The sequence below is a fragment of the Pseudomonas sp. Irchel s3f7 genome (assembly GCF_900187615.1).
GTDB lineage: Bacteria > Pseudomonadota > Gammaproteobacteria > Pseudomonadales > Pseudomonadaceae > Aquipseudomonas.
In genome coordinates this window covers 144,566-162,665 of sequence record NZ_FYDO01000007.1, presented here as the reverse complement: position 1 = coordinate 162,665, position 18,100 = coordinate 144,566, and the positions used below count along the sequence as shown (strand labels likewise).

Below are 18,100 nucleotides of genomic sequence, written 5' to 3'. Positions count from 1 at the left end.
CCATGAATACCGCCGCTGCGTTTGCCGACTTTCGTACTTATCCGTTGATCAGCGCGCTGACTGGCGTGCAAGCCATGGCGGATCGCGTGCTGGTGAAGTGGGCCGACGATCGCGTCAGCCCTTTCCATCATCAATGGCTTCGGGACAACTGCCCGTGCCCGCATTGCGTGTACACGGTGACCCGCGAACAGGTGCTGGAAATCGTCGATGTTGCGGAAAACCTGATGCCCGCCGAAACCGGCGTTGATGCTGAAGGTTGCCTGTGCGTTCAGTGGCAGGACGGTCACCTCAGCCGCTTCGACCCCGGCTGGTTGAGGGCACATGCCTATGACGACGAATCCCGCGCCGAGCGCCGGGAAGGCAAGCCGAAAGCCAGACTGTGGCACAGCGATTTGCAGCTTCCTGTTTTCGACTATCAGGCGCTGATGACCGACAACGATGCGCTATTGCAATGGCTGCTGGCCGTGCGTGATATCGGACTGACCCAAGTCCGCGGCGTACCCACTGAACCCGGCTCGTTGAAACTGATCGCCCAACGGATTTCCTTCATCCGCGAGAGCAATTTTGGCGTGCTGTTCAACGTGCAATCCAAGGCTGATGCCGACAGCAACGCCTACACCGCATTCAACCTGCCATTGCACAGCGATCTGCCGACCCGGGAGTTGCAACCGGGGCTGCAGTTTTTGCATTGTCTGGTCAACGACGCCGACGGTGGCGAGAGCGTTTTTGTCGATGGTTTTGCCATCGCCGATGCGTTGCGCCGCGAGGATCCGGAGGCCTTCAAAAGCCTGTGTGAAATACCCGTGGAGTTCCGCAACAAGGACCGCCACAGCGACTACCGCTGCCTCGCACCGATCATCGCCCTGGATCCCTTGGGGCAGGTGTCGGAAATCCGCATGGCGAATTTTCTGCGCGGCCCGTTCGATGCGTCGGTGGAGCAGATGCCCAGGCTCTATCGCGCCTATCGTCGCTTCATCGCGATGACACGCGAGCCCCGGTTCAGGTTGATGCAGCGGCTCAACCCGGGCGAACTCTGGTGCTTCGACAACCGCCGCACCTTGCACGCGCGCAACGCGTTTGACCCTGCCAGCGGGGCGCGGCATTTCCAGGGGTGCTATGTCGACCGGGATGAGTTGTTGTCGCGGATTCTGGTGTTGCAACGATAAACCGCGTCATCGTTCATCGCTGGCAGGCCAGCTCCCACAGGTTTGGCGTCGTTCACCCAATTTGTGGTAACCCCGATCCTGTGGGAAGCGTGGCTTGCCCGCGATAGCGCCAGTCCAGACACCGCACATTTCCCGGATTCACAGACAAAAAAAGCCCCGATCAAGCCGTGACAGGATCGAGGCAGAGGGTACTGTTGAGGAGCTGCCGTGCGATGGTGACCAAACCGTCGTCAAGCAAGCTGGGTCCAGTGTGCCCACTCCTCTCGCCGCCAGGTTAGCCGAAAACGACATGTTCATAACCAATTGAGGCATTGCGACAAATCGCCCTTGCCGACACCCCGCACCCCCACCAGAATCGATTCACGACACCGTTCCCTGAAGAAGGATTGCGTCATGATGTACGCCGATTTGATAGACCAGGAAGACCTGTTGGGGCAGCTCAAGTCATTGGGCTTTCAGGTACCCAGCGGATCCACAGCCGAGCAGGCTTGTGAGTGTGCGGTACGAGGTTTGAACAACGAACGGGCCACCGTGCTGCGCACAATGGTCAAGCAGATGTACACCAGCAGCGCGACAATTTTGCCGGCAGTGCGCCAGGCCATCGACAAGCAGTTATTGCCGGCATTGGCGGAGTATCAGCAGAGCCACACCAGCCGATAAAAGATCAAAAGATCAAAAGATCGCAGCCTTCGGCAGCTCCTACAGGAGCTCCGGAGGCTGCGATCTTTTAATGGACCCTCGGTCTAGAGCCTTACGCTGGCAAACGTCGACTCATTACGCGCCTGGCTCAGCGCCGACAACGGCCCGGACAACGGCGACAGTACCAGCGCTTGCGGCAGCGGCATCATCGCCACTTGCTGCGTGGTATTGGAACCTACGCGCTCGTCACGCGGCGGAATGCCAAAGTATTCGCGGTAGCACTTGGAGAAGTGCGGCGTGGACACAAACCCGCACACCGACGCCACTTCGATGATCGACATCGGCGTTTGCTTGAGCAACTGCCGAGCGCGAATCAAACGCAACTTGAGGTAGTAACGCGACGGCGAGCAGTGCAGGTATTTCTGGAACAGCCGTTCGAGCTGTCGACGCGACACCGCGACATACACCGCCAGTTCGTCCAGATCGATCGGCTCTTCGAGGTTGGCTTCCATCAGCGCAACGATTTCCTGCAGCTTCGGCTGGTTGGTGCCGAGCATATGCTTGAGCGGCACACGCTGGTGGTCCTGCTCGTTACGGATACGCTCGTAGACAAACATCTCGGAAATCGCGGCCGACAGTTCACGGCCGTGATCGCGGCTGATCAGGTGCAACATCATGTCCAGCGGTGCGGTGCCGCCGGAACTGGTGAAACGGTTTCGGTCGAGAGTGAACAGACGGGTGCTCATCACCACACGCGGGAAAGCTTCCTGCATCGCCGCCAGGCATTCCCAGTGCACGCTGCAATCGAAACCATCCAGCAGACCGGCGCAGGCCAGGGCCCAGCTGCCGGTGCAGACCGCGCCCAGACGACGGGACTGACGCGCCTGGCTTTGCAGCCATGACACGTGTTCCCGGGTGACAGTGCGCTGGATGCCGATGCCACCGCAAACGATGATGGTGTCCATTGGCGGGGCTTTGTGCATGGAGGCGTCGGGGGTGATTTGCAGGCCGTCACTGGCCCAGACCTGACCGCCATCAACGGTGAGGGTCGTCCAGCGATACAGCTCGCGGCCGGACAACTGGTTGGCCATGCGCAGCGGTTCTACCGCGGAGGCCAGAGAAATCAGCGTGAAATTGTCCAGCAGCAGAAAGCCGATGGATTGAGGCGCACGGTTCTGGGGTTGGGCCCCGGAGTTGAACGACGTCATCGCGGTATCTCCTCACACAAAGCAGGTGATGGCCTCAGGCGGAGGCTCTTGTTATTGCCATCGTTCTCGCGTGGGAGACGGGCTTTGTAATGACAGAGCAATTGCCGTGCCTATTTTTGAATGTGCGTTCAATAACTCCTGAAAACGACGTCGGAATGTGTCTATACATGACACACAGGAAAGGGGGATTTAAATGGCCATCAAGGCTGGCAAGCGCCCCGCCCCACGAGCTGTGAGCAATTCGGTAGCACTTGTGGGAACTGGGCTCAGAGCCGCCGCGAAAGAGTGTCACCACAGGCACGGGTGACGAGTGGTCGAGCCTCTGAATAGGAGCCGACCATCGGTGAAGCGAGTTATCTGTTAGCGACGCGCCAAAAGGTGGCGCGGTTTAAATCGGGTGTTCACTTAGCGCGCAGTTTTGACTGGTAAAGCCTCGTCTGTAGGAGCCGGCTTGCTGGCGATAAACGATAACGCGGATTGACTGACTCACCGCGTCGTCTGAATCGCCAGCAAGCCGGCTCCTACACTCAACACTCCACCGCGCTGACCGCCAGGCCACCCCGCGATGTCTCCTTATATTTGTCATGCATATCGGCGCCGGTATCGCGCATCGTGCGAATCACCCGATCCAGCGAAATGAAGTGCTGCCCATCACCCCGCAGAGCCATTTGCGCCGCGTTGATCGCCTTCACCGCCGCAATTGCGTTGCGCTCGATGCACGGCACCTGCACCAGGCCACCCACTGGGTCGCACGTCAGGCCGAGGTTGTGTTCCAGGCCGATTTCCGCCGCGTTGCACAGTTGCTCCGGCGTGGCGCCGAGGATTTCCGCCAGCCCCGCTGCTGCCATCGCGCAGGCCGAACCGACTTCGCCCTGGCAACCCACTTCGGCACCGGAGATCGAAGCGTTCTTCTTGCACAGAATCCCGACCGCCGCCGCCCCGAGCAGGTAATCCACGACGTTGGCGTCGGTCACCGCTTCGCTGAACTTCATAAAGTAGTGCAACACCGCCGGAATGATCCCCGCCGCACCATTGGTCGGCGCCGTGACCATGCGCCCGCCGGCCGCGTTTTCTTCGTTGACCGCCAGGGCGAACAGGTTGACCCACTCCATCGCACTCAAGGTCGAACCGATGACGTTGGGCTTGTTCAGCTCCTGCAAACTGCGATGCAGTTTTGCCGCGCGGCGCCGCACGTTGAGGCCACCGGGCAGGATGCCTTCGTGCTTGAGACCTTGCTCGACGCAATCCTGCATGGCACGCCAGAGCGTCATCAGGCCGCTGCGGATTTCCTCCTCGCTGCGCCAGACTTTCTCGTTGGCCATCATTAATTCGGCCACCCGCAGGTTGTGCTTCTTGCACAGTTCCAGCAGCTCGGCCGCGCTGGAAAAATCGTACGGCAACATCGTGCGATCCAGGTCGACGACGCCGCTTGCAGCCTGCGCCTCATCGACGACAAAACCACCACCGACCGAATAGTAGGTGTCGCGATGAAACTCACCGCGTTCGTCCTCGACAATCAGGGTCATGGCGTTGGGGTGGTACGGCAGGTTTTCGTCGATCAGGCGCATGTCGCTGCCCCAGACGAACGGGACCTCGAGGTGGCCGTCGAGCAACAAGGTATTCGTTTCGCGCAGCGTGGCGATGCGAATGCCGATTTGCGACGGATCGATCGCGTCCGGCCATTCGCCCATCAGGCCCATGATCACCGCGTTGTCGCTGCCGTGCCCGATGCCGGTGGCCGACAGCGAGCCAAACAGCTGGACTTCGACACGCCGCACTTGCTTCAGTTGTCCTCGATCACGCAGGCCTTGAACGAACAACGCCGCTGCCCGCATGGGCCCAACGGTGTGGGAGCTGGAAGGTCCGATGCCGATTTTGAACAGGTCGAAAACACTGATTGCCATGACTGCAGAACTCCTGGATGTACCAACTCCAGGCGCAAAAACGCCCGGTGACGGAGCTGCTACGCTCAAGCTGCAATCCGTCGAGGTGGCCGCATCATCAAGCTTTTATCGTGTTGTTCGACGTCTCTAACCGACGCACTCATGCCCACGAACGCCGTGTGTCTTTTACGCCGCGTTTTCGCCGTTTTTTTGCGATCCGAACGGCCAAATGAGCCTGAAAAAATCTGTAAACGACGTCACCGACACTGGATGCGACCATCCCTGTACTGGATACGACGCGCCCTGTAGGCGTCAGATTTTCACTGGTACATGATCGTATCGACTCGATTGCAAGGCGCCGTGGTAGAGCTGTCTCCAGAACGCCATCCAACCGCAACCTATAAGTGCGGTGGTCCAGTCGGAACACTGCCAAAAAAAACACCAAGGAGTCCATCCATGAAAGGTTCCCCGTCGTTGTTGTTGGCCGCCCTGCTTAGTCTGCCGGTTCTGGCGCAAGCCGCCGAACCGGCCCAATGCAGCACCGTAAACTTCTCCGATGTCGGCTGGACCGACATCACCGCGACTACCGCGACCACCAGCGTCGTACTCAACGCCCTCGGCTACAAGACCAAGACCACCATGATTTCCGTGCCCGTGACCTACAAGTCCCTGGCCGACGGCAAGAACATGGACGTGTTCCTGGGCAACTGGATGCCGACCATGGAAAACGACATCAAGGCCTACCGCGATGCGGGCACCGTCGAGACTGTGCGCACCAACCTCAAAGGCGCCAAGTACACCCTCGCCGTGCCTCAGGCGCTGTACGACAAAGGGCTGCATGACTTCGCCGACATCGCCAAATTCAAGAAAGAACTCGACGGCAAGATCTACGGCATCGAGCCTGGCAACGACGGCAACCGTCTGATCCAGAGCATGATCGACAAAGACGCCTTCGGCCTGAAAACCGCCGGTTTCAAGATGGTCGAGTCCAGCGAAGCGGGCATGCTCTCGCAAGTCGATCGTGCACAGAAACGCGACACCGCCGTAGTGTTCCTCGGCTGGGCGCCGCACCCGATGAACAAGCGCTTCAAGATCCAATACCTGACCGGTGGCGATGACTTCTTCGGCCCGGATTTCGGTGCCGCCACCGTGGCGACCAACACCCGCAAGGGTTACGCCCAGGAGTGCAGCAACGTGGGTCAGTTGCTGAAAAACCTGGAGTTCACCGTCGACATGGAAAGCGAACTGATGGGCAACATCCTGGACGACAAGATGAAGCCTGACGCGGCCGCCAAGGCCTGGCTGAAAAAGAATCCACAGGTGCTCGATACCTGGCTCGCTGGCGTGACCACCATTGACGGTAAACCTGGCCTGGAGGCCGTGAAAGCCAAACTGACGCCTTGAATCAGGGAGCATCGCTTATGCCGGGCGGTGTAGCCGCCCGGGCTGTTTATTTCCTCGCATGCGGACGTTCACTACCATGCTGATTGATCAGAAAATACCTCTAGGCCAGTACATCGCAGGCTTCGTTGAATGGTTGACGCAACACGGCGCCAACACCTTCGACGCCATCGCCGTGACACTGGAAACGATGATCCACGGCGTGACTTTTGCGCTGACCTGGTTCAACCCGCTGGCATTGATCGGCCTGATCGCACTGCTCGCCCACTTCATCCAGCGCAAATGGGGCCTGACCGCTTTCGTCATCGCCTCCTTCCTGCTGATCCTCAACCTGGGGTACTGGCAGGAAACCATGGAAACCCTCGCCCAGGTGTTGTTCGCCACCCTGGTCTGCGTATTGATCGGCGTGCCGTTGGGCATCGTCGCCGCGCACAAGCCGATGTTCTACACTGTAATGCGTCCGGTACTCGATCTGATGCAGACCGTACCGACCTTCGTTTACCTCATTCCTACCCTGACCCTCTTCGGGCTGGGCGTGGTGCCGGGCCTGATCTCCACCGTGGTGTTCGCCATTGCCGCGCCGATCCGCCTGACCTACCTGGGCATCCGCGATGTCCCGCAAGAACTGATGGATGCCGGCAAGGCCTTTGGCTGCTCGCGTCGCCAACTGCTCTCACGGATCGAACTGCCCCATGCCATGCCAAGCATCGCGGCCGGCATCACCCAGTGCATCATGCTGTCGCTCTCGATGGTGGTGATCGCGGCACTGGTGGGCGCCGATGGCCTGGGCAAACCGGTGGTCAACGCACTGAATACCGCTGATATCGCCCTGGGCTTCGAAGCGGGCCTGGCGATCGTACTGCTGGCGATCATGCTCGACCGTATCTGCAAACAACCCGACGCTAAAGTAGGGGGTGACGCATGAGCATTATTCGCTTTGAAGACGTCGACGTGATCTTCGCCAGAGATCCGCGCGAAGCCTTGAAACTGCTTGACCAGGGCATGACCCGAAACGAAATCCTGAAAAAGACCGGGCAGATTGTCGGCGTTGAAAAAGCCAGCCTGGATATCGAGAAAGGTGAAATCTGCGTGCTGATGGGCCTGTCCGGGTCCGGCAAGTCCAGCCTGCTGCGCTGCATCAACGGCCTAAATACCGTGAGCCGCGGCAAGTTGTTCGTCGAGCATGAAGGCAAACAGATCGATATCGCCTCCTGCACCCCGGCAGAGCTGAAAATGATGCGCACCAAGCGCATTGCAATGGTGTTCCAGAAGTTCGCCCTGATGCCCTGGCTGACCGTGCGCGAGAACATCAGTTTCGGTCTGGAAATGCAGGGTCGGCCAGAGAAGGAACGCAAAAAACTGGTCGACGAAAAGCTTGAACTGGTGGGCTTGACCCAGTGGCGCAACAAGAAACCCGATGAGCTGTCCGGCGGCATGCAGCAACGTGTGGGCCTGGCCCGTGCGCTGGCGATGGACGCTGACATCCTGCTGATGGACGAACCGTTCTCGGCACTTGACCCGCTGATCCGCCAAGGCCTGCAAGATGAACTGCTGGAACTGCAACGCAAGCTGAGCAAAACCATCGTGTTCGTAAGCCACGACCTCGACGAAGCCCTGAAGCTCGGCAGTCGCATCGCGATCATGAAAGACGGCCGGATCATCCAGTACAGCAAGCCGGAAGAAATCGTCCTCAACCCAGCGGACGACTATGTACGGACCTTCGTCGCCCACACCAATCCGCTGAACGTGCTGTGCGGTCGCAGCCTGATGCGCACGCTGGACAACTGCAAACGCATCAACGGTTCCGTGTGCCTCGATCCAGGCGGCGATTCGTGGCTGGACCTGGCGGAAGGCAACACCATCAAGGGCGCCCGCCAGAACGGCTCAAACCTGGATCTGCAAAACTGGGTACCGGGTCAGGCCGTCGAAGGCCTGAGTCGTCGACCCACCCTGGTGGACTCGAGCATCGGTATGCGCGACGCGTTGCAGATTCGTTATCAGACCGGCAACAAACTGGTGCTGCACGACAACAATCATGTGGTGGGAATTCTGGGTGACAGCGAGCTGTATCACGCGCTGCTCGGCAAGAACCTGGGGTAAGACGACAGACACAAAAACGCCGCGAGAGGATCGCGGCGTTTTTGTTTGAACGCGTTATTTGCATCAACGCTATCTCTGTAGGAGCCGGCTTGCCGGCGATGGCTGTGTATCAGATACACCGCGGTATGGCATTCGCTGGCAAGCCAGCTCCTACAAAGGCGCTACTCACAACTCAGCTATAAACCCGGCCAAGGAGCTGGCGATGGCTTTCAAACTGATCGAGCACGTCACGTGTGATCTGATCCTGAGTGAAGCCCATCAGGTCGTAGTCCTGGCTGCCGTTGTGCAGGTACACCTCGGCGCGATAGAAGCGCTGTCGCGCCTCGTCGGACTGCACCGACTCGGTCGGCGTGGCCAGGTAGCCATCCAGGCTCACTTCGTAGACGAAAGGGTTGCCCTCTTCCATCTCCACGCGCACGCCCATGCAACGCTTGGACTTGCCGAGCAACGTCTGCACTTCCAGACCTTGCGCACGCATCTGCGCCGTCGCATCTTCAAGCGCCGGGCTCACCTGCTTGTCCATGAAACGCTGCACTACCGATTGGCTCGGTTGCAGGTCCAGTTGAGTCAAACGCTCGCTGAAACCACGACGGCCACGTTCCGCCAACTGCGCTTGCTCCTGTTCGATCTGCACGTCCTGGCGCATGGCCTTGTGCAAGCCGAACATGAAGCACACCAGCACCACCGAGAACGGCAGACCCGCCAGCACCACCATGGTTTGCATGGCTTCGAAGTTACCGGCGAACAGCAGGCCGATGGTCACCAGGGTGATCACCGCCGACCAGAAAATCCGCAGCCAGTGCGGGGCGTCTTCGTCGACGTTGCCGCCCTTGCACGACAGATTCGCCATCATCACCGCACCGGAGTCCGCCGGGGTCAGGAACAGCACGAAACCGACAAAGATCGACACGCCGATCACCACCTTCGATGCAGGGTAATGCTCAAGCAACTGGTAGATCGCCATGGACGGCTGCTCCAGCGCTGTCTTCCCGAGCTCCACCGCCCCATGGTTCATCACCAGGTCCAGGGCCGAGTTACCGAAGATCGACAACCACGCCAGGGTGAAACCCAGCGGAATCAGCAACACGCCCGCCACCAGTTCACGCACCGTGCGACCACGGGAAATACGCGCGATGAACATGCCTACGAATGGCGCCCAGGAAATCCACCAGGCCCAATAGAACAGGGTCCACAGGCCCAACCAGCGGTCGGACTTCTCGCTATCGCCTTCGTACACATAGAGGTCGAACGTCTTCAGCACCACGCCGTTCAGGTAGTCACCAACGTTTTGCACAAAGCCGTTGAGCAGGTGCAGAGTCGGGCCGAACAACAGCACGAAAATCAGCAGGCCGCTGAACAGTACGATGTTCAGGTTGGACAGACGGCGGATACCGTTTTCCACACCGGACACGGCGGCGATGGTCGCCACGGTGCTCATCACGATGATCACGATCAGCAGGTTGGTGTTGCTGTGCTCCATGCCGAACAGGTTTTCCAACCCGGAAGACACTTGCAGCGAACCAATCCCCAGGTTCGTCACCAGACCCAACAGGGTCACGAACATGCCGAAGCCGTCCACCGCATGCCCGGCTGCGCCTTTGACCCAGCGCTCGCCCACCAGCGGATACAACGCCGACCGCAACGCCAGCGGCTGGTTATGCCGATAGGCAAAGTACGCCACCGCCAGACCGACCAACGCGTAGATCGCCCAGCCATGCAGGCCCCAATGCAGGAACGTCAGTTGCACCGCCTGACGTGCCGCGAGGTTGCTGCCGGAGACGCCTTCCGGCGGATTGAAGTAGTGATCCAGCGGTTCGGACGCGCCGAAGTACAGCAACGAAATGCCGATACCCGACGAGAACAGCATCCCCGCCCAGGCGCCGTAGCTGAAGTCCGGGGTGTCGTCCTTGCTGCCCAGTTTCAGTTTGCCGTAGGACGAAAACGCCAGGCCGATGACAAAAATCAGGTAGGCGGCAATCACCACCATGTAGTACCAGCCGAAGCTGCGGGACAACCAGGCTTGCGCCATACCGAGCAGTCTGCCGGCCTCTTGCGGGGCGATGATCAGAATGGCGGTCAACAATAGAATCAACGCGGTAGAGGTGTAGAACACCCAACCGTTGACCGTCACCTTCTCCGGTGGGGTCTTTATTAGCGAGGCAGAACTCATGGCACAGATGCTCCAGGCAGTGCGAGAGAAGAACGCAAGACAAACGTGTTACCCGACTAATCGGTTAGTGGGCAGCCGACCGACGGGTGATATAAAGACAGCCCGAAAAAAGCCCGAAGCCCTGAAGCGCCGCAGCGCATAGGTTTCGAGCAGTTTCGGAAGTCGATTTTTCCGCCGCTACCTGTAGGAAAAAATCTGTAGGCAGCGACGATTTGTCGCAGATCTTATTCTTTGTTGATTGAACGTTCAATCAAAACAAAATAGACTGGCCCACAAGCCGATAGACGTTCCACGTCTGCCGGAAGGCCTAAGGAGATGTGCAAGATGCCCAAGGTCGGTATGCAACCCATCCGTCGCCAACAATTGATCGAAGCCACGTTGCTGGCGGTCGACCAGGTCGGAATGGGGGACGCCAGCATTGCGCTGATCGCCCGTTTGGCCGGTGTCTCGAATGGCATCATCAGTCACTACTTTCAGGACAAGAATGGCCTGATCGCCGCCACCATGGGGTACCTGATGACTGTCCTGAGCGAGAACGTCACCGCGCGCCGACAGGCGCTGACAGATGACAGCCCGCGGGCGCATCTGCAGGTGATCATCGAAGGCAACTTCGACGCCAGCCAGGTCAACGGCCCGGCAATGAAAACCTGGCTGGCCTTTTGGGCCACCAGCATGCACCAGCCGTCTTTGCACAGGTTGCAGCGGATCAACGATCACCGTCTGTATTCCAACCTGTGCTGCCAGTTCCGCCGTGTACTGCCGCTCAATGATGCGCGCAGTGCCGCCCGAGGCCTGGCAGCGTTGATTGACGGTTTGTGGTTGCGCGGCGCGCTGTCGGGAGACGCTTTCGACACCGAGCAGGCGCAACAGATCGCTTACGAATACATGGATATCCAATTGGCCAAGCGGGTGAGTTAGAGCACACATAAACGCTCAACCCCTGAACCGCCACTGATCAGCGCACCCAGGCTTCACGGCGCGCCCGGTGGTTAACGCCAACCACTTATGCTCTTGCGAGGACTTTATGGCCCGTTTCGAACTGCAAAAACTCTACATCGATGGCGCGTACAGCGACGCCAGCAGCGACGCCACTTTCGAAGCCATCAACCCGGCTAACGGAGAAGTCCTCGCAAAAGTGCAACGTGCGACCTTCGATGACGTCGAACGCGCCGTCGTCAGCGCCGAAAAGGGCCAGAAGATCTGGGCCGCCATGACCGCCATGGAGCGTTCGCGCATCCTGCGTCGTGCCGTCGACATCCTGCGCGAGCGCAACGATGAACTGGCCGCCCTGGAAACCCTGGACACCGGCAAGTCGTTCTCCGAAACCAAGTATGTCGACATCGTCACCGGCGCTGACGTGCTGGAATACTACGCAGGCCTGGTTCCGGCCATCGAAGGCGAGCAGATCCCGCTGCGCACCACCTCGTTCGTCTACACCCGTCGCGAGCCGCTGGGCGTCGTGGCCGGTATCGGCGCGTGGAACTACCCGATCCAGATCGCGCTGTGGAAATCCGCCCCTGCCCTGGCGGCCGGTAACGCGATGATCTTCAAGCCAAGCGAAGTCACCTCGCTGACCACTCTGAAACTGGCCGAGATCTACACCGAAGCCGGCCTGCCGGACGGCGTGTTCAACGTCCTGACCGGCAGCGGCCGTGAAGTCGGCACCTGGCTGACCGAGCACCCGCGCATCGAAAAAATTTCCTTCACCGGCGGCACCGACACCGGCAAGAAAGTCATGGCCAGCGCTTCGGCCTCGTCGCTCAAAGACGTGACCATGGAACTGGGCGGCAAATCGCCGCTGATCATCTGCGACGACGCCGATCTCGACCGCGCCGCCGATACCGCGATGATGGCCAACTTCTACAGCTCCGGTCAGGTCTGCACCAACGGCACTCGCGTGTTCGTACCGGCTCACCTGAAAGCTGCGTTCGAAGCCAAGATCGTTGAGCGTGTTGCGCGCATCCGCGTCGGCAACCCGGAAGACGAAAACACCAACTTCGGCCCGCTGGTCAGCTTCGCCCACATGGAAAGCGTGTTGGGTTACATCGCCAAAGGTAAGGAAGAAGGCGCCCGTGTTCTGTGCGGCGGCGAGCGTCTGACCGACGGTGAATTCGCCAAAGGCGCGTTCGTGGCACCTACCGTGTTCACCGACTGTACCGACGACATGACCATCGTTCGCGAAGAAATCTTCGGCCCGGTGATGGCGATCCTCACCTACGAAACTGAAGAAGAAGTGATCCGTCGCGCCAACGACACCGACTTCGGCCTGGCCGCCGGTATCGTCACCAAGGACCTGAACCGCGCCCACCGCGTGATTCATCAACTGGAAGCCGGTATCTGCTGGATCAACGCCTGGGGCGAGTCCGACGCGAAGATGCCGGTGGGCGGCTACAAGCAGTCGGGTGTGGGCCGTGAGAACGGGATCAGCTCGCTGAACAACTTCACCCGCATCAAATCGGTACAGGTTGAGCTGGGCGATTACGTCTCGGTGTTCTAAGGCAGCCTCTGCTTCTCCCGGGAGCCCGCTATCGCCAGCAAGCCGGCTCCTACAGGGTTGGCGTCGTGCACAACAGTCACGGCGCCCCGCACTTCTGTAGGAGCCGGCTTGCTGGCGATCGAGTGCGCAGCACTCGCCAAGACCTGACCAACTTCAAAGAGGGTGCACTCAATGTCCCAAGTATTCGATTACATCATCATCGGTGCCGGCTCGGCCGGTAACACCCTGGCGACCCGTCTGACTGAAGACGCAGGCGTCACCGTCCTGCTGCTCGAAGCGGGCGGCCCGGACTACCGTTTCGACTTCCGCACGCAAATGCCTGCGGCACTGGCGTTCCCGCTGCAAGGCCGCCGCTACAACTGGGCCTACGAAACCGATGCCGAGCCACACATGGACGGTCGTCGCATGGAATGTGGTCGCGGCAAGGGCCTGGGTGGTTCTTCGCTGATCAACGGCATGTGCTACATCCGCGGCAACGCGATGGACTACGACGGCTGGGCGAAACTGCCAGGCCTGGAAGACTGGACCTACCTCGATTGCCTGCCGTATTTCCGCAAGGCAGAAACCCGCGATATCGGCCCGAACGACTACCACGGTGGTGACGGCCCGGTCAGCGTGACCACGCCGAAGGCCGGCAACAACCCACTGTTCCACGCCATGGTTGAAGCCGGCGTGCAGGCCGGTTACCCGCGCACCGAAGACTTGAACGGCTACCAGCAGGAAGGCTTCGGCCCGATGGACCGCACCGTGACACCGAAAGGTCGTCGTGCTTCCACCGCCCGTGGTTACCTGGACGTCGCCAAGAAACGTTCGACCCTGACCATCGTCACCCACGCCCTGACCGACAAGATCCTGTTCGACGGCAAGCGTGCGGTCGGCGTGCGTTACCTGGTCGGCGACGCTGAAGAGCGCGTTGAAGTCAAAGCGCGCAAGGAAGTGCTGCTGTGCTCCGGCGCCATCGCTTCGCCGCAGATCCTGCAACGCTCCGGCGTCGGCCCGGCCGAACTGCTGAACAAGCTCGACATTCCGGTGGTCCACGACCTGCCCGGCGTCGGTGAAAACCTGCAGGATCACCTTGAGTTGTACCTGCAATACGCGTGCACCCAACCGGTTTCGCTGTACCCGTCGCTGCTCTGGTACAACCAGCCGGCCATCGGTGCCGAGTGGCTGTTCAACGGCACCGGCATCGGCGCCAGCAACCAGTTCGAAGCCGGCGGTTTCATCCGTACCCGCAAAGAATTCGAATGGCCGAACATCCAGTACCACTTCCTGCCGGTCGCGATTAACTACAACGGCAGCAACGGTGTGAAAGAGCACGGCTTCCAGGCGCACATGGGTTCCATGCGTTCGCCAAGCCGCGGGCGCATCCAGGCCAAGTCCAAGGACCCGCGCCAGCACCCGAGCATCCTGTTCAACTACATGGCTACCGAGCAGGACTGGCAGGAATTCCGCGACGGCATCCGCCTGACCCGTGAAATCATGCAGCAGCCGGCACTGGATGCCTTCCGCGGTCGCGAGATCAGCCCGGGCATCGAAGTGCAAACCGACGAGCAACTGGACAAGTTCATCCGCGAGCACGCCGAAACCGCGTTCCATCCGTCCTGCTCGTGCAAGATGGGCACCGACGACATGGCCGTGGTCGATGGCGAAGGTCGCGTGCACGGCATGCAAGGCCTGCGCGTGGTCGATGCCTCGATCATGCCGATCATCACCACCGGCAACCTCAATGCCCCAACGATCATGATGGCCGAGAAAATCGCCGACAAGATCCGTGGCCGCAAACCGTTGCCGCGCAGCACCGCCACTTACTACGTGGCGGGTGAAGCGCCGGTGAAGGGCAAGCCGATGCGTGAAGTGACCCAGATCGCGTAAGGCGCTATACCGCGTCACGGCCAATCGCTGGCAGGCCAGCTCCCACAGGTTTTATGTCGGCCGCAAAATTTGCGTCCAACTTGGTCACTGTGGGAGCTGGCTTGCCAGCGATGAGGCCAGCCATTCAGCACACATCTTGCCGCCAGACTCAGCAACCCACCCCGACCCCATTCCAAACTTGCTCCTCCCCCCGCACAGGCCTAATCTAGCGCCACACAATCGTTTCACCTCTCCCCTCGCTACACCGCTTCGCCGCCACTCCATACCAAGGAGGTTCCCGAATGTTCGATTTCCATCCCCAGCTCAAGCAGCGTTTTGCTGCATTGCGCACGGGGGCCGAGTTCTTTTCCCTGCGTTATGTGCGCGAATCCGGCCAGTACCTGTCGGTGCGCAAGAACGTCGCCGAACCGCCGAGCCTGAGCCGTGACGAAGGGGCGATGCTGACGGTGCGGGTCAATGGGGTCGAAGCCTATGCCGCGACCAACGATCTGTCACAACAAGGCCTGCAAGCGGCACTGGGCCGAGCCGAACAACAAGCTCGCCGACTCAAGCCCCACGCCCTGCTGGACCTGCGCGACCAGGCTGTTTCGAGTGATCGCGCCGACTACTTCTCGCCGAACCTCGACCAGCCCTTTCCGTCCCTGAGCGATTGCTACCAACTGCTCGGCGCCGAGTCCGCCGCCGTGCCCAAGGACGAGCGCCTGGTGAACTGGCAGGTCAGCGTCGGCATCACCCACGTCGAGCAGATCTACTTGAACAGCGCCGGTGCCGAGCTGCGCCAGGCACAACGATTTGTCTACCCAGGCCTGGACGTCACAGCCTACGACGGCAACGACAGCCAGACTCGCAGCCTCGGCCGCGAGAACTTCGGCCAGCAAGGCGGCGCCGATGTCATCAGCCGTTGCGGCCTGATCGGTGCCGGCGCGCAAGTCGCCGATCAGGCACTGCAATTGCTGCTCGCACCCAACACCCCGCAAGGTCCGCGCGACCTGCTGTTGATGCCCGATCAGATGATGTTGCAGATCCACGAGTCCATCGGCCATCCGCTGGAACTGGACCGCATCCTCGGCGACGAGCGCAATTACGCCGGCACCAGCTTCGTCAAAGCCGAGGATTTCGGCAGCCTGCAATACGGTTCCAAACTGCTCAACGTGACCTTCGACCCGGACATCCCCGAACAGCTCGCCAGTTACGGCCATGACGACGACGGCACCGCTGCGAGCAAACAATTCCTGATCCGCGAAGGCCTGTTGCTGCGCCCGTTGGGCGGCGCGCTGTCGCAGTTCCGCGCCGGCATGGATGGCGTCGCCAACAGCCGCGCCTGCGGCTGGAACCGTCCGCCGATCGACCGCATGGCCAACCTCAATATCGAGCCCGGCGATCAGCCGCTGGAACAACTGATCGGCAACATCGAACACGGCATTCTGATGAGCACCAACCGCTCGTGGTCCATCGATGATGCGCGCAACAAATTCCAGTTCGGCTGTGAATGGGGCCAGTTGATCGAGAATGGCGAGCTCAAAGGCGTGGTGAAAAATCCGAATTACCGGGCGATTTCCGCGCAGTTCTGGAAGAGCCTCAGCGCCGTCGGCGATGCCAACACCTTCAAGGTGCTCGGCACCCCGAACTGCGGCAAGGGCGAACCGAATCAGGTGATTCGCGTCGGCCATGCCTCGCCGGCATGCGTGTTCAGCAACGTTGATGTGTTTGGGGGAGATGCCTGATGAGTACATCGAAAGCTCAGGCCGAGTCTTTCAAGACTTTGGTCGCCGGGTTACGCGAAGCGCTGCAAGAGCCGGAACAATTCACCCTCAGCTACGCCGCCGAGTCGTCGGCCTTCGTGCGCTTCAACCACGCCAAGGTCCGTCAGGCCGGACAGGTGCAGCAAGCGAACATCGGCCTGAAACTGATCAACGATGGCCGCCACGCCGACCTGCAAATCACGCTGGCGGGCGACCCGGAAGTTGACCTTCAGCGTCTGCTGGAAGGCGTGCAACAGCTGCGCGAAACCCTGCCGCTGCTGCCTCAGGATCCGTACCTGCTGCTCAACCATAACGGCTGGCAGAGCACGAATGTGCAGGAGCATCCGCTGCCGGATACAGAACAGGTGGTCGCTGAGATTGCCCAGGCCGCCGAAGGTCTGGACCTGGTCGGCTTTTACGCGGCCGGTCCCATCAGTCGTGGTTTTGCCAGTTCTTCAGGCGCGTTCGGTTGGCATCAGGCCAACAGCTTCAATTTCGATTTCAGCCTGTTCCACGCAAACGGCCAGGCAGTAAAAGCGAGCTATGCCGGGCACGACTGGAGCAGTGAAGGGTTTGCCAAACGCTTCCAGCAGGCACGTAAACAACTGGAATATCTGGGTCGCCCATTGCGCACCCTGGCACCGGGTCAGTACCGCGCCTACCTCGCGCCGGCCGCGCTGGAAGAAATCATGGGCATGCTCTGCTGGGGCGGTTTTTCAGCGCAGTCGATTGCCAGCAAAAGCAGCCCGCTGCAGAAGCTCTACGGCGGCGATCAACGCTTCAGCCCGCTGGTCTCGCTGGATGAAAAAGTCAGTGGTTCCTTAAGCCCGGCGTTTTCCGAGGAAGGCTATCCGCGCAGCGATCTTCAGTTGATAGTCGAGGGCAATGCAGGCGCGCAACTGGTCGGTTCACGCAGTGCCGCTGAGTATGGCCTCACGGCCAATGGCGCCGACGGTGGCGAATCACCGAGCGCGTTGAACATGCAGGCCGGGGCATTGCCTGAAGCGGACATCCTCAAACAACTCGGCACCGGCTTGTACATCAGCAACCTGTGGTACCTGAACTTCTCGGATCAACCGGCGGCACGCCTGACTGGCATGACGCGCTTTGCGACGTTCTGGGTCGAGAATGGCGAGATCCAGGCGCCGGTGAGCACCATGCGGTTTGATGACAGTGCGTTCAGCCTGCTGGGTTCGCAACTGGAAGCGCTGACAGAGGAGCGCGAGTTGCTGTTATCGGCCAGTACGTACAGCCAGCGGGCGACAGCTTCTGCGTTGTTGCCGGGGGCCCTTGTCAGCCGATTGACCTTGACCCTGTAACACCGCAATACCCTGTAGGAGCTGGCTTGCCAGCGATCGCGGTCTTTCAGCCGACAACTATGTTGAATTTGACCGCCTCATCGCCGGCAAGCCAGCTCCTACA

13 protein-coding genes are annotated in these 18,100 nt (G+C 60.2%); 10 read left to right on the top strand and 3 right to left on the bottom strand.

The window, feature by feature from the left end; genetic code table 11:
- Positions 1-2: 2 nt before the first annotated feature.
- On the top strand, positions 3-1,166 hold the full coding sequence (locus tag CKW19_RS08330) for a gamma-butyrobetaine dioxygenase (protein ID WP_095057469.1): 1,164 nt from the start codon (positions 3-5) through the stop codon (positions 1,164-1,166).
- A gap of 393 nt (positions 1,167-1,559) precedes the next feature.
- Positions 1,560-1,826, top strand: a complete 267-nt coding sequence (locus CKW19_RS08320; RefSeq protein ID WP_095057468.1) for a hypothetical protein — start codon at positions 1,560-1,562, stop codon at positions 1,824-1,826.
- 83 nt (positions 1,827-1,909) lie between these two features.
- Here the strand turns inward: CKW19_RS08320 and CKW19_RS08315 are convergent, their stop codons facing one another.
- Complete coding sequence (locus CKW19_RS08315) at positions 1,910-3,013, bottom strand: GlxA family transcriptional regulator (RefSeq protein ID WP_095057467.1); 1,104 nt, start codon at positions 3,011-3,013, stop codon at positions 1,910-1,912.
- A 527-nt stretch (positions 3,014-3,540) separates the two neighbouring features.
- Positions 3,541-4,917: an L-serine ammonia-lyase gene (locus CKW19_RS08310; RefSeq protein ID WP_095057466.1), complete on the bottom strand. Its 1,377-nt coding sequence runs from the start codon at positions 4,915-4,917 to the stop codon at positions 3,541-3,543.
- 435 nt (positions 4,918-5,352) lie between these two features.
- Between CKW19_RS08310 and CKW19_RS08305 the strand changes: the two genes are divergently transcribed.
- From CKW19_RS08305 to choV, 3 genes are all read left to right on the top strand, one after another.
- The gene (locus CKW19_RS08305; RefSeq protein WP_095057465.1) at positions 5,353-6,300 is read left to right on the top strand and encodes a choline ABC transporter substrate-binding protein; all 948 of its coding nucleotides are present in this window, start codon (positions 5,353-5,355) and stop codon (positions 6,298-6,300) included.
- Positions 6,301-6,376: 76 nt separating this feature from the next.
- A complete protein-coding gene (gene choW, locus CKW19_RS08300) occupies positions 6,377-7,222 on the top strand; it encodes a choline ABC transporter permease subunit (protein ID WP_053163121.1) in 846 nt (281 codons plus the stop codon).
- Entirely contained in the window at positions 7,219-8,397 is a 1,179-nt protein-coding gene (choV, locus tag CKW19_RS08295; RefSeq protein WP_095057464.1) for a choline ABC transporter ATP-binding protein, read from the top strand. The genes choW and choV overlap by 4 nt, the downstream gene beginning before the upstream one ends.
- A 172-nt stretch (positions 8,398-8,569) precedes the next feature.
- Here choV and CKW19_RS08290 read toward each other — a convergent pair whose 3' ends face one another.
- On the bottom strand, positions 8,570-10,510 hold the full coding sequence (locus CKW19_RS08290) for a BCCT family transporter (RefSeq protein ID WP_256580311.1): 1,941 nt from the start codon (positions 10,508-10,510) through the stop codon (positions 8,570-8,572).
- A gap of 381 nt (positions 10,511-10,891) precedes the next feature.
- Here CKW19_RS08290 and betI point away from each other — a divergent pair, with 381 nt between their 5' ends.
- From betI to CKW19_RS08265, 5 genes are all read left to right on the top strand, one after another.
- Entirely contained in the window at positions 10,892-11,485 is a 594-nt protein-coding gene (gene betI / locus CKW19_RS08285; RefSeq protein WP_095057462.1) for a transcriptional regulator BetI, read from the top strand.
- 106 nt (positions 11,486-11,591) lie between these two features.
- Complete coding sequence (gene betB, locus CKW19_RS08280) at positions 11,592-13,064, top strand: betaine-aldehyde dehydrogenase (protein ID WP_095057461.1); 1,473 nt, start codon at positions 11,592-11,594, stop codon at positions 13,062-13,064.
- Positions 13,065-13,235: 171 nt separating this feature from the next.
- Positions 13,236-14,936 carry a choline dehydrogenase gene (gene betA, locus CKW19_RS08275; protein ID WP_095057460.1) on the top strand — a complete coding sequence of 567 codons (1,701 nt, stop codon included), beginning with the start codon at positions 13,236-13,238 and terminating at the stop codon, positions 14,934-14,936.
- A 281-nt stretch (positions 14,937-15,217) separates the two neighbouring features.
- On the top strand, positions 15,218-16,660 hold the full coding sequence (locus tag CKW19_RS08270; protein ID WP_095057459.1) for a TldD/PmbA family protein: 1,443 nt from the start codon (positions 15,218-15,220) through the stop codon (positions 16,658-16,660).
- A complete protein-coding gene (locus CKW19_RS08265) occupies positions 16,660-17,997 on the top strand; it encodes a TldD/PmbA family protein (protein WP_095057458.1) in 1,338 nt (445 codons plus the stop codon). Before CKW19_RS08270 ends, CKW19_RS08265 begins: the two co-directional genes overlap by 1 nt.
- Positions 17,998-18,100 lie beyond the last annotated feature (103 nt).